At 45.7% G+C, this 16,488-nt stretch carries 11 protein-coding genes and 1 pseudogene; 10 read left to right on the forward strand and 2 right to left on the reverse strand.

From position 1 onward, the window contains the following. Positions 1–109 precede the first annotated feature (109 nt). A complete protein-coding gene (locus H6F66_RS06810; protein WP_190419553.1) occupies positions 110–1,393 on the forward strand; it encodes a hypothetical protein in 1,284 nt (427 codons plus the stop codon). 88 nt (positions 1,394–1,481) lie between these two features. Here H6F66_RS06810 and H6F66_RS06815 read toward each other — a convergent pair whose 3' ends face one another. Beyond that, positions 1,482–5,042, reverse strand: coding sequence for an NB-ARC domain-containing protein (locus H6F66_RS06815; protein WP_190419555.1), 3,561 nt, complete (start codon positions 5,040–5,042; stop codon positions 1,482–1,484). A gap of 328 nt (positions 5,043–5,370) precedes the next feature. Between H6F66_RS06815 and H6F66_RS06820 the strand changes: the two genes are divergently transcribed. From H6F66_RS06820 to H6F66_RS06860, 9 genes are all read left to right on the forward strand, one after another. Further along, the gene (locus H6F66_RS06820; RefSeq protein WP_190419557.1) at positions 5,371–6,279 is read left to right on the forward strand and encodes a peptidoglycan-binding protein; all 909 of its coding nucleotides are present in this window, start codon (positions 5,371–5,373) and stop codon (positions 6,277–6,279) included. Between the two features lie 216 nt (positions 6,280–6,495). Beyond that, positions 6,496–7,455 carry a peptidoglycan-binding domain-containing protein gene (locus tag H6F66_RS06825; RefSeq protein ID WP_190419559.1) on the forward strand — a complete coding sequence of 320 codons (960 nt, stop codon included), beginning with the start codon at positions 6,496–6,498 and terminating at the stop codon, positions 7,453–7,455. A 379-nt stretch (positions 7,456–7,834) separates the two neighbouring features. Beyond that, positions 7,835–8,596: a hypothetical protein gene (locus tag H6F66_RS06835; RefSeq protein ID WP_190419563.1), complete on the forward strand. Its 762-nt coding sequence runs from the start codon at positions 7,835–7,837 to the stop codon at positions 8,594–8,596. Beyond that, a complete protein-coding gene (locus tag H6F66_RS28805; RefSeq protein WP_277873871.1) occupies positions 8,597–8,722 on the forward strand; it encodes a hypothetical protein in 126 nt (41 codons plus the stop codon). It abuts the gene before it with no gap. Positions 8,723–8,842: 120 nt separating this feature from the next. After that, positions 8,843–9,559, forward strand: coding sequence for a hypothetical protein (locus H6F66_RS06840; protein WP_190419565.1), 717 nt, complete (start codon positions 8,843–8,845; stop codon positions 9,557–9,559). A 420-nt stretch (positions 9,560–9,979) separates the two neighbouring features. Continuing rightward, a complete protein-coding gene (locus H6F66_RS06845) occupies positions 9,980–11,326 on the forward strand; it encodes a phytase (RefSeq protein WP_190419567.1) in 1,347 nt (448 codons plus the stop codon). 98 nt (positions 11,327–11,424) lie between these two features. Then, positions 11,425–13,014 carry an alkaline phosphatase gene (locus tag H6F66_RS06850; RefSeq protein ID WP_190419569.1) on the forward strand — a complete coding sequence of 530 codons (1,590 nt, stop codon included), beginning with the start codon at positions 11,425–11,427 and terminating at the stop codon, positions 13,012–13,014. Between the two features lie 188 nt (positions 13,015–13,202). After that, entirely contained in the window at positions 13,203–14,774 is a 1,572-nt protein-coding gene (locus H6F66_RS06855) for an alkaline phosphatase (protein WP_190419571.1), read from the forward strand. A 66-nt stretch (positions 14,775–14,840) separates the two neighbouring features. Then, positions 14,841–15,545 carry a hypothetical protein gene (locus tag H6F66_RS06860; RefSeq protein ID WP_190419573.1) on the forward strand — a complete coding sequence of 235 codons (705 nt, stop codon included), beginning with the start codon at positions 14,841–14,843 and terminating at the stop codon, positions 15,543–15,545. 81 nt (positions 15,546–15,626) lie between these two features. On the opposite strand, the pseudogene purU reads toward H6F66_RS06860, so the two are convergent. Further along, positions 15,627–16,385 (reverse strand): annotated as a pseudogene (gene purU / locus H6F66_RS06865) (formyltetrahydrofolate deformylase); the annotation flags it as partial. Positions 16,386–16,488: the final 103 nt, after the last annotated feature.

Below are 16,488 nucleotides of genomic sequence, written 5' to 3' on the forward strand. Positions count from 1 at the left end.
ACTCTAGTATTCCCAGATTCAGCAGAAACTAACTCCGTGGAAATACGGTTATCTTCGCTGAGTAAGACAGGCTAGGCTCAAAAACATTAGCTAATAACAACGTAGAAATATGTATTTTCAATTTGCTCCTGCAATTCAGGCTGCTATTGAGGCTGGTAAATATGTGCAAGTCTTTACATCAGCAGGAGTCCCAATAGGCATGGTTAGAGATGCAACTACCGGGCAGTTTGTCGCCCATGCCATCGGTACTGTAGCCCAAAATAGCCCTCTATTGCCGCTTGTAAGCCCTTTGCAGTTGATTACAAGTGGGGCGCAAATGTATCAAACGCACAGGGGATTTCAAGCTGTCCAAGCTGGACTGCAAAGTATCCAGACAAGCTTAGGAGTGCTGCAAGCAACTACAGCCTTTATTGGGGTTGGAACTGTAGCTGTGGGGGCATTGGCAGCAGTGAACCTGCACCAGACAATGAAACTGAGAAAAGAAGTAGGACAACTAAGGCTGGAAGTCAAAGAAGGTTTTATTGACTTAAAACAAGCTTTAAAAGACCAAGGTGCAGAAATTCAAGAATTGATTGAGCAGGTTGCTCAGGATGTTGAATTCAGGAACCATCGCACGATTTTAATTCGAGCTTACGGGCTATTTACTCAGGCACTTCAGCGTCTTCGCTCTGCAATGCAAATACAAGATGCAAATCGCAGAAATGCTGAAATTGATGGTGCTAGAGGAATGTTATTTCAGGCTTTAGCTGATTATGACAACGGTGAGCTGTTGGAAGCAACTTGTTCCGCTGGACAGCTCCGCAGGTTGGAATGTACCTGGGCAATTGAGCAAGCAATTGTTAGCACCTATCAGGTGCAAAATGAGCCTTCCGCTGTAAGCGATCGCCTGTTGCACCTTCAAGACAAAATCAGTCAAGATTCCCTGAATGTTATTGATAACTGTGAAACTGAGGATGAGCTTGATTTTCTCTTTCCTGAAATCACCCGCATTCACGATCACGATCTGGCTGTACTCGAATCCTGGCAAAATCATGTTGATTGGATGCGAAGTCTCCCTCCATCAGAGCTAAAACTACTCCAAAACGCTGATTTTAGCAATTCAGACATAGTTAATACAGATACAACCGCTTTGGCAGTCCCTCCAGAAGAATTAATGTATGAAAATTTAAAGCAAAAGTCTCATTTCGTATCCCTTTGCAATCAGCTTCAATTTATGATGAAGCCTGAATTACGTCGAGAGCCAGAATCTTATATTAGTCAGCAAGCTGCGATCGCAGGTTACAAAACTTTAGTGACCTCAAATTTACAGAAAGCTTCAAATTTAGCTGTTGCTAACCTTTACTGGTATTTCAAAGTCAGAGATGCAGCAGAAGACGAGGCAGTAACGGCGTAAAACTTAAAGAATAAAGAAAGGAAGATGCGATCGCATAATTACGGGAGGAGGCGATCGCGTCTATTATTCGATTTGAAGTCGAATACTATTATTCCAACTCGACTGCCCCTAAAGCTTTCAACGTGTCTTTTTGAGCTTCCGTTAAACCTGTAGCGCCCGTAATATTCATACCTTCGTAGGGTTTGGGCGCTTCCAGCGTCTCCAGACACTCGCCCAATTTTATATCCCAAAGCTTAATCGTTTCGTCTTGACTACCACTAGCCAAGGTCTTACCTTGAGGATTGAAAACAACTGACCAAACTCCATTATTATGCCCCGGCAAAGTTTTGAGACACTCACCGCTATTAACATCCCACAATCTAACAGTATGGTCATCGCTACCACTAGCTAGAATTTGACCATCGGGACTGAAGGCAACTGACCAAACTCCGCTGTTATGTCCCGGCAAAGTTTTAAGACACTCACCGCTACTAACATCCCACAATCTAACAGTATGATCATCGCTACCACTGGCTAAAATTTGACCATCAGGACTGAAGGCAACTGACCAAACTCCGCTGTTATGTCCCGGCAAAGTTTTAAGACACTCACCGCTACTAACATCCCACAACCTAACAATTTTGTCACCACTGCCAGTGGCCAAGATTTTACCTTCAGGATCGAACGCGACTGACCAAACCCAGTTGACAAACCCCTGCAAAGTCTTGATGCATCTACCGTTCGAGACATCCCATAACCATACAGTGCGATCGCTACTACTAGCCAGGATGCGATTATCTGGACTAAAGGCGAGTGACAGTACCCAATTACTAAACCCCTGCAAAGTTTTCAGGCACTTACCATTTGAGGTGTCCCACAATTTGAGAGTGCGATCGCAACTACCACTCGCCAACAGCTTACCATTGAGACTGAAAGCGACTGACAACACCCAATTAGTATGTCCTTGCATTTTCAGACACCTACCCTCAGAACCCTCCCACAACCTCACAGTGTAGTCACCGCTGCCACTAGCTAAGGCGCGACCATCGGGACTGAAAGCAACCGATCGGACTCGGTTAGTGTACCCCCACAAAGTTCTCAAAGCTTTACCTGTGTGGACATCCCATAACTTCACTCTGCGGTCGTCACTGCCACTAACTAATGTATTACCATTGGAACTGAAAGCAACTGACCATACTTGACTAGCGTGTCCTTGCAAAGTTTTCAGACATTGCCCAGTAGTAACATCCCACAACTTCACCGTCTGGTCATTACTGCTACTGGCTAATATCGTACCTTGAGGGCTGAAAGCAATTGACTGTATCAAATGATCGTGTCCTTGCAAAGTTCTCAAAAGTTGACCTGTAGTGACATCCCACAACTTTACAGTGCAGTCATCGCTACCGCTAGCTACAATGCAACTATCAGGACTAAACGCAACTGACTGTACCCAATAACTGTGTCCCTCCAAAGTTCTCAAAACTTGACCCGTACTGACATCCCATAACTTTACAGTACAGTCGTTACTGCCAGTAACAAGCGTGTCACCATCACAACTGAAGCTAATTGAACGCACTAAATTAGCGTGTCCCTGCAATATTTTTATGGCTTCACCCGTGCGGACATCCCATAGTTTTATCGTGCAGTCATCGCTGGCACTAGCTAAAGTTTTACCATCGGGGCTAAAAGCAACTGACCATACCCAACTGGTATGTCCGTGCAAAGTTTTTAGGCACTTACCATCAGATACATCCCAGAGTTTTATCGTGCGATCGTCACTGGAACTTGCTAAGGTTTTACCATCTGGACTGAAGGCGATAGACAGTATCCAACGCAGGTGGCTTTTCAAGGTCAAAAGTGGCTTCATATCCGCCACTTGCCACAACTGAATTTCACCAACTTCGCCTGCTGTAGCTAAAATTTTTCCATTTGGACTAAAAGCAACTGACAAAATACTGCCGAAGGTTTCAGTAAAAACCGACTTAGCTAGATCGGCATTCTGGAAATTAACATGATGTAAATTTACATTTCTCAGATAAGCTTGCCAAACAGTTAGATAGGAAAAATCATAACCACTTAAATCTGTCTGTAGTTGACAAAGCAGATTGAGAAGATTGCCCCCTACATATCCTGGTTCTATAGGCATATCTCGCAATGTGAATAAAGTTTTAGATAAACAATCTACAATCTTGTTTTTGTACCGAAAGATAGCCGTTAACCTATCTAGCAGTGGTTGAACTATGAAGTGTAACTGAGCTTCTCTAATGTAGTCTTTTGCCTGAGCTTTAATTAGAGCATAGCTATTGAATAATTTTATTTTTTTAGTCGTAATTTCTTCGTAAACCTGCTCTAGCAAACGGTTAGTTATATATTCCATAACCACAGGCTGTTGCGTAAAACTTGCTGATTTTTTTTCAATCAGCGATCGCTCATTTAACGACTCCAGCACTGCTAATAGTTGTCGCTGCGATACAGGTGGTACAATGTCTTCTCGCACTTCTGGCAGCGAAACCCACTCTCGATTGATTGCTAGCCAGTACATAATCTGCTTTTCTAAACTAGATAAGCGTTCAAATTGTTGTTCTAGTAAATCCCAAATATCTCCAAAAACACCCGTACCTTGTTCTAAAAATTGAGTAATATTACCCTCAAATAATTCTAGAATACTGGTAGCAACTATCTTTAAGGCTAAGGGATTGCCTCGATAGTGATCAATTAGTAATTGACCTTGTAACTCTGGCCCAAATAAACCTTTTGCCTGAAAGATTTTTTGTGCCTCTATTTCTTGTAAACCAGCCAATTGTATTGAACGCACTGGTAATGTCTTACCTTCCTTAGATGCAAAGCCTCTAGGTTTTTCCCGGCTGGTTAGCACCAAGCAGCTATGATGATGTGTTTCTGCTACACACCTCAGCAGCTGTCCATACCCCTCATATTCCTCTCGATAATGCCCAGTGCGATCGCCCTCACGTAAAATCGACTCAACATTATCCAGTACCAGCAGACAGCGCGATGAGCGTAAATACTCAATCAGTCGCGATATTCTACCGTCTACGGTTTCTGGTAAATCAGTTTCTTGTTGGTTGGATAGGAATTTGATAATGTCTGCCAGAGTATCTTGAATAGGTGGCGCATTACGTAACGATCGCCATATAACATACTCAAAATTATCCTGAATCTGTTCTGCCAGCTTTACAGACAAAGCAGTTTTTCCAATTCCACCCATGCCCAGTAAGGCTACCAGACGACAGCGATCGCTCACGATCCACTGTTGTAGCGTGGCAAGTTCTTCTGTGCGCCCATAGAAAAGCGATACGTCAACCGCCTCTCCCCAATCTTGACGTTTGTGAGCGATCACTCTTTCAGTAGCCATTTGATTAGGCACCACTTCTGGTATCTGCTGCAACTTTTGAGAAGCGCAGGGCGAATACCGCTTCAAGACTAACTGAAAATTATTTTTTGTCACCCTCTCTCCAAATGGCTCTGAGAGTAACTTCCACAATTTAGAACCTGTATCTCTGACGTAACCTGCGTCGTAATCAAAGTTTTTTGCAATCTCCTCGTAAGACTCTCCTTTCCAAGATTCCTCAAACACAATTTTTTGAACTTTATTTAAGCGTCCTTGAGCTAGAACGCTCTCTACAATCTCTAGCGCTTCTTCAACAGTCATTTATTAAAACTTGCCTCAGAAGTAAATGTGAGCGATTTTAAATTCGACGAACAGCGGGTAGTAGTTGCATTGCCCGATTGAGATAGCTAAATTTCTAGCTTCAAACACCCGCTCAATGATTACGTGCAAAAGCTTGAAAGTTTCTCTAAAAAATCTATTGTGGCTTTTTGTCAGCGAATTGTCAGTATTTATCCTGTCCTCTTTATGACATTGATCTGACATTAAGCTGACAAATCTCATGACATTTTCCGACTGTCAAGCTTAGTACAGAAAGCTTAACTTGGGCTTATGCACAAACGAAAACCTTAGCCACCTAAAAAGAAAGACAATGCTATTTGCAGAAATAAAAGACATTTATCAGCAACTTTGGCGCACGGTCAAGATAACCGATTTAAACGCTACTGATGCAGTTGTTTCCAAGATTATGTCCAACCGAGGTCGGTACGAACAGGCGCAGCGCGAGAGTGGCGTGTGGTGGCCCGTTATTGCTGCTATTCATAATCTTGAAGCTTCGCTTTCCTTTAACGGGCATCTCCACAACGGCGATTCTCTCAGCGCTAGAACCAAGAACGTTCCAGCCGGAAGACCGATTTCAGGGACTGCTCCCTTTACCTGGGAAGAGTCGGCTGCTGATGCTTTGGCAATGAAACGCACAGATCAGGTGAATTTTTTAGATACTCCAGAAGAAATCCTCTGGTACTGCGAGAGATACAACGGCTGGGGTTATCAGACAGGTGCCGGGCGCAACTCGACACCGCCGCGACGTTCGCCTTATCTCTGGTCTAAGACTAATCACTGGACTAAAGGCAAGTTCACCGCAGATGGTCGCTTCGACCCGAATGCAGGTTCTGCACAGGTAGGAGTCGCTGCCATCCTCAAGCGAATCGAACAACTCGGACATATCAGCTTCGATACATTACAACCTACTGTACCTGCACTGACAAATGGGCAAAGACCGATCCTCCGTGTCGGTGACAAAGGATTTTGGGTGGGTGTTGCTCAACACACAGTTAATGGCTGTGGATTTGGACCCCTCAGTGTTAATAACAATTTTGACTCGACAACAGAGCGCATCATCATGAAGTTTCAAAGAAGCGTGGGGCTGAATGACGATGGTGATGTGGGACCGCTGACTTGGGCGGCACTGGATGCACACAAGAAGCTACCAGGTTGGACTCCATTGAGCGGGTCTTCACAGCCAGCATCGACAACTCCTGTTGCAGCACCCATCCTTTGAACAGTCCTAAGAACCTAGTCCAAAAATCGCTTAGCCATTTTCAGGAATAAAACTCAACAGAAATAGCGCAGTGGTTTTTGGATATTCCTTCCGCCTTAAGTACAAGCTTTGCGATCGACTAAGGCGTTCACCGTAGAGCTTTGATTAGAAATTCAACCTTTGCTGACTGTCTTTTTTTAGCACTCATATCACCTATTCTTTTGGAGGTTTAGAGCCATGCGTTTGCAAACTTTCTACAATGCCAGACTAAATAACCAGAGTGTGGACTATGGCATTGAAGCGATCGCTTCTGACGAAGAATTAGCCACACATATTCAAGAAGTTCTGATTTGGCTTAAGTTTCTCGATCCGCCTGTTGATGGCAAGTTTGGTCCAATTTCCTCTGACGCTCTGGTTGAGTTTCAGGATGTAATGAAGACGTCTGAGCCAGCAGTGGCGGAGGAAAGAGGGTTTCTTGGGTTAGTAACAGCCAGGCTATTGATTGAAACTCCTCCCTCAGTCGTCCCCAAGCCTGAAGTGGATCTAACCAAAAATAATTTGGAAGCCCGCATCATCCGCTATATGTTGAAAATGAACTACCGCGTTTCCGTGGGACCGCAAAGGTACAACATTGTTTATGTTGAGGGCATGGATGCGGACGGTAGCCTAAGTAGCGATGCTCCTAACCATTTCAACGATCGCCGCATGGTAATTGAAATTCCGAATCAAGTACCCATTCTCAGGCAGAACTGGGAAGGCACCACAGAACCTGGTACTGCTTACACCCTGAATCCAATGAAAGGACGAGCCAAAGAATTCGGAGCGGCTCGGATTGCTTTTGGGCAGTATAAAGCTTGGAAAGTCGGTACTCATTGGGGTAGTGGTGCTGAGCCACACGAAGCTTTGGAGCAGGTGTCACCCGTCTCTGTTTATCGAGACAAAAACAAAGACTTTATTCGTTCGGGCGACTTTTTAGACACAGGTATGTTTCACATCAACCAGCACTGGGGTTATGACTTGCCTCGCAATAACATTGGTATGGCTGGTGCTGGCTGTCTTGTGGGACGCACCCGGCAAGGTCACAGAGATTTCATGGCATTGATTAAGCAAGATAAGCGTTACCAACTCAATAAGGGCTACAGATTCGTAACAACAATCATTCCCGGAGATGATTTGGTAAGGCAATTTCCAGCCTAGCTAGTAGGGCGATCGCTGCCCACCTTTCTAGAACGAATTTCCTTAAAAGCTTGCGTGGCGATCGCGCTAATAAAGATGCGATCGCCTCCCCAAACAGGCAAGGCACGATCGCACTAGCCATCACCATAACACCAGACTTTTTGCATAAATCTCAAAGACAAGGGTGATAAGTCTTACACAGACATAGATTTATGTGACTTTTTCCAAGAAGTCTACTGAATAGCAGGAATAGTGAAAGTGCGATCGAGTAATCGAATATCACCATCCAATTTTCCTAGACCAACACTTGATTCTGTAAGTACAAACAGCACTGTCCTTATAAAAATGACTTGCTCCAAATCCTTTACCAATCAAATCAGATTAATCGAGTAATCTCATCATGTTGAAACCTTTAATGATTCTTACGGCTTCTAGTACAGTTTGGGCTATTAGTCTAGTTAGTCCTACTGTCGCTACTCCTGGTAACTCTACTTCTTCAACGTTGCTAGTTACCAATTCCTCGTCATCGCTTAGAATTGCCCAAGTTAGCGACAAAGCACCTTCTACGATCCCCTCTACGACCAGCGCCGTAGCTAACGTCAACGGGAATAATAATCCACAATCTGTACCTATGTGGCAACTTATGCTGACTGTTACTGTTGCTGGAGCAATAGGTGGCGCATTCAATGCTCTCATCAGCGATAACGGGTTTATCTTGCCTGGTAAAAAGGAAGTCAATGGCAAACACATTTTCCTTCCAGGAGCTGTAGGGAATATTTTGACTGGCGCTATTGCAGGTTTTATCTCTTGGGGAGTATATGGACCGTCTGCTACGAATATTGTACTTGGACGGACGTCTGGAAACGAAGTGCCTGCACAGGTGTCTTACTTAAGACTTTCAGAAGTTGCTGGTGCAGTCATTATTGGCCTCGGAGGAGCGAGGTGGCTAACGAGTGAAGTAGGCAAGAGAATTTTGACTGTAGCGGTAAGTGAAGCTGCTAACGCCCCGTCTTCTCCTGAGTTATCTCAGCAAATTGTGGGGGCATCACCTCTAGAAGTTTTGGAGAAGACGACCTGTTTAAATTCACCACCAGACGACACCAACCTCCAACCCCCTCCGAATCCAAAACCATCAGATAACCCCAACCCTACATCTCCTTAAGTGGCAAAAAATCAGGGATGCGATCGCATCCGTTCTTTAGAACTTTTTATATTGCACAAGGTAAAAAAAATGGCATCAGCAGACAATTCCGAAAATCTCAACGTAGAGACAAACTCACCTATTTAAACTAGCACAATAAATGTCCCTCAAAATAGGAGCGGATTTCGCCAATTTTTCTGGAATTCATTTACGGGAAGACGGAATCAACAACCAACTCTTTTAGGACATTTTTTAATTACAAACGGTTTGCTAATCTTAATTGGACTTGGTTACTTTTCGCTGGAATGGTATGCAGATAAAACAGCAAATAATTGGCTAAGTCCTCAAAAAGAACTTAGCCCAGTTGATAATGGTTTAAAACCCGGCCCATCTGACAGAGCAAGACTAGCCGAACAACTTAATGAAATTCAGTCACGAATTAATCGATATTCGGCGATGATGGTCTTTTTCTACAAGCACTACTATATGTCAATTTCCCTAACATCAGCTTCTGCTTTAGTGGCTGGAATTTGTTTGTTTTTTATTAGTAAATTGGGATGGGAGAAAGCTAATAATGCTTTAATAAATGTCTTCATTGTCACATCCAGTGCTGTAATTTATTTCGGAGATTTACCGGGAATTTTTAAGCATGATGAAAGTAGCGCAGCAAGTCGGGATTTATATCTGGAACATATCTCTTTAAGAAACGAGGTACGCAGCTACTTAGCTACTGGTGGAACTATTGGTGGCGATCCGGCAAAACCAGATGCGTTTAGTCCCACAGAAACGAATCGCTTTATTCATTATGTAGACAAGAAAATGGCTGAATTAAATAAAATTCCCATTGCCTTTGATGCTACGCGCATTACTGGTATTGAACGTAATTTAGAGAGATTAACTGTTCCAGAAAAGGTTACATCTTCGCCTAAAGCTGTGCAAACTAAAAAGCTTATGGCTTCGCCTAAGCCTTCGCCAACTCAATAGTAAAACCCTTGCATCCTTAGAATGCGATCGCTCTCTAGTTATCTTCAATGCTACAGCGCGGTCGCTTACTCAAACACTACTGTTGTATTACCGTACACCAACACTCGATTTTGCAAGTGCGATCGCTCTTTTCGATATACGCTTCATTCTTTACTTAGAAGCTAGCGTTGCTAATTATACAGGAGGAAATTGACGCGATCGCGATAACTTCATATTTGTGCTGGATCAGCGGCTTGATTGTGAAGTTTTCGTGAAGATGACCCGTCTTATTACTCCCATTACACGCAGATAACCTTCCCCTAATGTCTTGACCATAGGCTTAGGTTGATAACAACCCGTAGATTTACGGATTGTTATCAACCTAAGCTGAAAAACCCTCAGTAAAAACACTATGTATTGCTGAGTGAGGGGTGCGTCTTGATGAGGAGAAGCATGGGGAAAGGCAATTGGGAGAGAGCGATCGCGCCTATCATAACTAGCTGCTTAGTAGTTCTGTGTGTATTATCGGACACAGGGGCGGCTGCGGCAGTAAGTTTGGTGGGTCCAATAGTAGAAACGCCGGAAGTCCTAGACGAGATTGTAGACCCGCCTGGTGATGCGGATGACCCGGCTATTTGGCTGCACCCAACCGATCCATCGTTGAGTTTGGTTCTGGGAACTCTCAAAAATGCGGGACTGGGGGTATACAACTTAGAGGGAAAGCTGCTGCAATCTATACTACCTGGCGATGTGCGATACAATAACGTCGATTTGTTGTATGGGTTCAATCTCGGTGGTCAGTCAGTTGACTTAGCGATCGCATCCGACCGACTTAATGACATCCTCGCCATCTTCAAAATTGACCCGACAACTCGCCTTTTAGAAAACGTCGCTGCACCCGATCTGGGAACCATCTTCACCCCAGTAGGAGAATCATCGAACGGTAGCACCACTGCTTACGGTCTAACCTCGTATGTAAGCCCATTTTCTAACAAAAACTACGTCTTTGTCTCCCAGAGAGAAACGGGTAATGTTGCTCAGCTAGAACTATTTGACAATGGCTCAGGTAAAGTGAGTGCTAAGAGCGTGCGATCGCTCACTCTTCCCATTCCCGAAGGAGGAGAATTAGAAGATGCCCAAGTAGAAGGTATGGTAGCAGATAATGAGTTGGGCTATCTCTACGTAGGTCAAGAAAATAGGGGCATTTGGAAGTTTTCAGCCGAACCATCCAGCAGCAATGGCGTTCTCATCGATGCAGTTAAGCCAGAAGGTAGCAATTTAGAGGCGGATGTTGAGGGTTTAACTATATATTATGGCGGCGATGGTAAAGGTTATCTACTGGCTTCTAGCCAAGGCGATAATACCTTTGCTGTTTACAACCGTGCAGCCGGTAACGATTATCTGGGTAGCTTTGGTGTAGGGGCTTTTGGGGATATTGATGCAGTGCAAGAATCTGATGGTGCTGCTGTAATTAATGTACCTTTAGGGTCTAAGTTCCCCTTTGGTTTGTTCGTCACTCAAGATGGTTCTAACGATCCAGAAGTCTTGTTCTTTGATGAGGAAGACCAAGAATTTGAGAATGTCAGCAGTAACTTTAAGTTTGTGGGTTGGGAAAACATAGCAAATGCTTTCCCTAATCCTTTACTCATTGATATTACTAGCTTTAATCCGCGTCAAAACAGCTTGAAATCGGTTCCTGAACCAAGGAATAACGGTTTAACGCTGTTGGCAATTTTTGGCATGGGATGTTTGTTGCAGCGAAGAAAAAAGAGAACAAATTTGAGTTAGTAGGCTGGGTTGAGGAACAAATCCAGCACGAAAAGTTAGGTGAGGTTCCTCAACCCAACCTACAAATTATTAGCAATTACCAATTTTGAGGGGTGTTTATGGATCGTTTTGATTGTGAGCGCTTGCTATCAACCCGAAAGGGACGGCGCGGGTTTATGATTGGCGCGGGTGGCCTGACTGGACTGGCGATCGCCACTCAATTTTCTAGCCGAGTAGTAGCCCAGCCGAGGTTTTCCGGCTATCCTTTCAGCCTTGGTGTAGCTTCCGGCGATCCGCTTCCCGACAGCGTTGTGCTGTGGACGCGGTTAGCTCCCGAGCCGTTAAATGGAGGCGGGATGCCATCGGTGAATGTCCCGGTGCAGTGGCAAATTGCCACCGACGAGAACATGAGTAAAGTGGTGTTGCGGGGAACTGCGATCGCTACTCCAGAACTCGGTCACTCGATTCGGGTGGTTATCGGTGGACTCCAACCTGCCCAATGGTACTGGTATCAGTTCAAAGCGGGTTCGGAAGTTAGTCAGATAGGACGGACTCGCACAGCTCCAGCTCTCGGTTCTCGCGTTGATCGATTCCGCTTTGCCTTCGCCTCGTGTCAGCTTTGGGAAGCTGGCTATTTCGCAGCCTATAAACACATGGCTGAAGAGGATCTCGACCTGGTTGTGCATCTGGGTGATTACATCTACGAGGGAGCAGGGAATCCGCAGGCAATCCGTTCTCACAATGGGCCGGAGCCGGTGACATTAGAAGAGTACCGCAACCGCCATGCCCTTTACAAAACCGATCCAAATTTACAAGCCGCTCACGCTGCCTTTCCGTGGACTTTTACTTGGGACGATCACGAAGTAGATAACAACTGGGCAGACGAGATACCCCAAGACCCTGAAAAACAGTCACGGCAAGCATTTCTGGCTCGACGCGCTAACGCTTTCAAGGCGTACTACGAACATATGCCCCTGCGCCAATCTTCCATGCCTAAGGGGATTGATATGCAGCTGTACCGCCGTCTGAGCTTTGGGGATTTAGTCGAGTTCAACGTACTGGATACCCGTCAGTATCGCAGCGATCAGCCTTGTGGCGACGGCATCAAGCCGCGCTGTGCCGAAGCTTTTGACCCAAACGCCACAATGACAGGTCAAAAGCAGGAGCAGTGGCTATTCCAGGGTTTAGATCGCTCGCGATCGCGCTGGAATGTTCTTGCCCAACAGGTCGTCTTTGCCCAGCACGACTGGACAGCAGGTGAGGAGGATGTTTTCAACGTCGATGCTTGGGACGGTTATGTGGCTCCCCGCAACCGGGTACTCAACTTCCTGGAACAACGCAAACCATCCAATCCCGTCGTCCTCACGGGTGACACTCACTCAAGCTGGGTTAACGACCTGAAAGCGGATTTCAATAATCCCAACTCTGCCACCGTGGGTACTGAATTCGTGGGTACTTCCATCACCTCTGGCTTCGGTGCTAGCGATCGCATTGAGGCGGCTCTGCCAGAAAGTCCGTGGGTCAAGTATTTCAACGGTCGGCAGCGTGGCTACGTCCGCTGCGACCTCAACCGCGAACGTTGGCGGACTGACTTCCGACTGCTGCCTGAGTCTGCGCCCGGTAGAACGACGGTACCTGACCCCAATACACCTATAACCACAGCAGCTTCCTTTGAGTTACCGGATCGAGGAGTTGTAAAGCGCGTCTAGGTTCCACGCTTCAGCAGTTGGGCATTCAATTTGCATAAATCAGCGTGTTTGTCAATAGTAGCGGGATTAGTTTTGTCTGTACGTTGGTTGCTACTTAAGCACTGTCGATGGCTTTATGCAATTTTGATGCTCAACAGCCTGCGTTTTTGTCAGTTTTTTCTTTAGCAAAAAAGTAGCAAAGGTATTCTATGAATGGCTTTGATTTCGAGCGTTTGTTATCAACTCGGTTGAGACGGCGGGGCTTGTTGGTTGGTGGTGGGGCATTGACTGGACTAGCGATCGCTACTCAATTTTCTAGTCGAGTCGTTGCCCAGCCGAGGTTTTCCGGCTATCCGTTTACTCTTGGTGTAGCTTCCGGCGATCCGCTTCCAGACAGTGTTGTGCTGTGGACGCGGTTAGCTCCCGATCCGCTTAATGGAGGCGGGATGCCATCGGTGAATGTCCCGGTACAGTGGCAAATTGCCACCGACGAGAACATGAGTAAAGTTGTGTTGCGGGGAACTGCGATCACTACCCCAGAACTGGGTCACTCGATTCGCGTCGTCGTTGGGGGGTTGCAGCCGGATCGCTGGTATTGGTATCAGTTTAAAGCAGGTAACGAAGTCAGTCGCATTGGAAGGACTCGCACCGCACCCGCCTTCGGTACTCCCATCAACCAACTAAACTTTGCCTTCGCCTCCTGTCAAGATTGGCAAAACGGCTACTACACAGCCTACAAACATTTGGCTGAGGAAAACCTGAACTTTGTTGTTCACCTGGGGGATTACATCTACGAATACGGGCCGCTAGCTATTGGGCCACGTCAACATAACAGTCCGGAAATCGTCAGTCTTAGCGACTACCGCAACCGCCACGCACTGTATAAAACCGATCCAAACCTACAGGAGGCTCATGCGGCGTTTCCCTGGATTGTCACTTGGGATGACCACGAAGTTGAAAACGACTACGCTGACTTGATACCCGAAGACGGTCAAAGTCCGCAGGCGTTTGTAAATCGTAGAGCCAACGCCTACAAAGCTTACTACGAGCATATGCCGCTACGTGCCGCAGCCCTACCAAAAGGTGCGGATATGCGGCTTTATCGGCGTTTGACCTTTGGGGATTTAGCCGAGTTCAATGTGCTGGATACCCGTCAGTACCGCAGCGATCAGCCGTGCGGCGACGGATTTAAACCCCGTTGCGCTGAAGCTTTCGCTGCTGATGCCACCATGACGGGTCGAGAGCAAGAGCAGTGGCTACTCCAAGGATTATCCAAGTCGCAGACTCGCTGGAATGTCATCGCGCAGCAGGTGATGATGGCGGAATATGACTTTGTTGCTGGATCACCTGAAATTTTCAACTTGGATGCTTGGGATGGCTACGTAGCTTCTCGCAACCGTATCCTTGGCTTTATCAAAGACCGCAAGCCGAATAATCCAGTTGTGCTGACTGGCGATATTCATTCGAGTTGGGTACACGACTTGAAGACCGACTTCCAAAACCCAGCCTCGCCAACAGTCGCTACTGAGTTTGTGGGAACGTCCATCACCTCTGATTTCCCAACAGCAGCCATTGCCACAGTTCAAGCAGCATTGCCTGAAAACCCCCATACTAAGTTCTTCGATGGGCAATACCGGGGCTATGTCCGTTGCAATCTGACGCGCAACGCTTGGCAGACCGATTTCCGCGTAGTCTCAACCATTCTCGACCCGAATGCTTCTATTAGCACCCTAGCTTCGTTTGTCGTTGAAAACGGGCGACCGGGCGCGATGCGTGTTTAGTTCGATCCGGCGCGTATTGCAAATACCAACATTTCACCAAATTTTTCTGACGTGAGGAAATACACAATGCTCAAAAACAAAAGCGCTATCAGCTCCCATTTCTACGCTGGACTCTCTGCGATTGGGATTGTCTCTTCTGTAGCATTTGCTTCTCCTACACTGGCGGCAACGGCAACGTTTGATGGTTTTTTAGAAGGGTTTTCAAATACAACGATTACTGACGATGAACTTACTTTCTTTGACTTAGATACAGGTCTTTCCCCGGAGGAAACTACTTTCTCTATAGAAGGTACTACGAAAGATTATCTAGGGAACTTCTTTTCAGCTTCCAATTACCTCACCTTTGGTGGCTATGCAGAAGGAGCCGAAGCCAGCTTTGGGCGATTTGGTTCAACTCGGATTACTACGGGCAAAGTGGAATCATCTGCAAGTCTAGATGTCTTCAGTCAGTTATTTTCTCCTTCAAATAACCTTCTGACTCTAGAGGCGTTTTTAGATGGAAACCTGGTACAAAGTAACTCAGTAGCATTAGCTGATTTCGGGGTGATTGAAACTAGCCCCCTGCTGCATTCTACGCTCTCAATTTCGGGCGTGAAGTTTGATGAACTCCGGCTGGTTGCGTCTGGAAGCGATGATGATGGTGCCGCTTTTATCGGCATTGATAATGTCCGCGTTGGAGTTCCTGAACCTACTTCTGCTTTAAGTGTTTTAGCCTTTGGTATTTTAGGCGTTGGTTCAGTGTTGAAGCGCAAATTCAAATCGGCTAAGTAGTTTTACAATTGATTGCGATCGCGCTTTGATAATCCGCACCCTTGCATATTGGGTGCGTGTTTTTTATCGGTTGCTCAGCATTTACTCAAATACTACTGTTTTATTGCCGTAGACTAATACGCGGTTTTGTAAATGCGATCGCACTGCTCTTGCTAACACGACTCGCTCTAAATCTTTACCTTTGCGAATTAGATCGTCAACCTCATCTCGGTGACTGACTCGCACAACATCTTGCTCAATAATTGGGCCTGCATCTAAGTCGGCGGTGACATAATGTGCTGTAGCACCGATAATTTTGACGCCGCGTTCGTAAGCTTTGTGGTAGGGATTGGCTCCTACAAATGCAGGTAAAAATGAGTGATGAATGTTGATGATTTGCGGAAATTTGGCGATAAATTCCGGGCTGACAATTTGCATATATTTTGCCAGTAAAACCAAATTAATGTTATATTGCTTTAATAAGTTTAATTGTTTAGCTTCTTGCTCGGATTTGGTTCCTTTGGTAATCGGAATGTGATGATAGTCGATGCCAAATTGAGCGGCTACATCTTTTAAATCGGGATGGTTGCTGATAATTAGCGGAATTTCGGCGGAGAATTCTTTGGCGCGATGTCGCCAAATTAGGTCAAATAGACAATGATCTTGACGGCTTACCCAGATGGCAATTCTAGGCACTGTGTCAGAAAAGTGCAGCTGCCATTTAGCTTGTAGAGGTTGCGCGATCGCATTGAATGCTGGAGCAATATACTCTCGCGGCAAATTAAAGTCTTCTAATTGCCATTCAATGCGAGTGAGAAATAGTCCAGCAGCAAAATCAGTGTGTTGATCGGCGTCAACTACCCACCGCTAAGTCGGAGTACCGACTCTAGGGGGGGCTTGAAAGAGCCTAGTTGACCAGTCTAAGTGTTAAATCACTACGTTTAGGGTAAGAGTTAAAGACCTA

This window comes from Trichocoleus sp. FACHB-6, assembly GCF_014695815.1.
GTDB lineage: Bacteria > Cyanobacteriota > Cyanobacteriia > Cyanobacteriales > FACHB-T130 > Funiculus > Funiculus sociatus.

What these genes read in the sequence shown, in the direction of transcription:
- H6F66_RS06810 (WP_190419553.1), top strand. Translation starts at nt 110, where the DNA reads ATGTATTTTCAATTTGCTCCTGCAATTCAGGCTGCTATTGAGGCTGGT.
- H6F66_RS06815 (WP_190419555.1), bottom strand. Translation starts at nt 5,042, where the DNA reads ATGACTGTTGAAGAAGCGCTAGAGATTGTAGAGAGCGTTCTAGCTCAA.
- H6F66_RS06820 (WP_190419557.1), top strand. Translation starts at nt 5,371, where the DNA reads ATGCTATTTGCAGAAATAAAAGACATTTATCAGCAACTTTGGCGCACG.
- H6F66_RS06825 (WP_190419559.1), top strand. Translation starts at nt 6,496, where the DNA reads ATGCGTTTGCAAACTTTCTACAATGCCAGACTAAATAACCAGAGTGTG.
- H6F66_RS06835 (WP_190419563.1), top strand. Translation starts at nt 7,835, where the DNA reads ATGTTGAAACCTTTAATGATTCTTACGGCTTCTAGTACAGTTTGGGCT.
- H6F66_RS06845 (WP_190419567.1), top strand. Translation starts at nt 9,980, where the DNA reads ATGAGGAGAAGCATGGGGAAAGGCAATTGGGAGAGAGCGATCGCGCCT.
- H6F66_RS06850 (WP_190419569.1), top strand. Translation starts at nt 11,425, where the DNA reads ATGGATCGTTTTGATTGTGAGCGCTTGCTATCAACCCGAAAGGGACGG.
- H6F66_RS06855 (WP_190419571.1), top strand. Translation starts at nt 13,203, where the DNA reads ATGAATGGCTTTGATTTCGAGCGTTTGTTATCAACTCGGTTGAGACGG.
- H6F66_RS06860 (WP_190419573.1), top strand. Translation starts at nt 14,841, where the DNA reads ATGCTCAAAAACAAAAGCGCTATCAGCTCCCATTTCTACGCTGGACTC.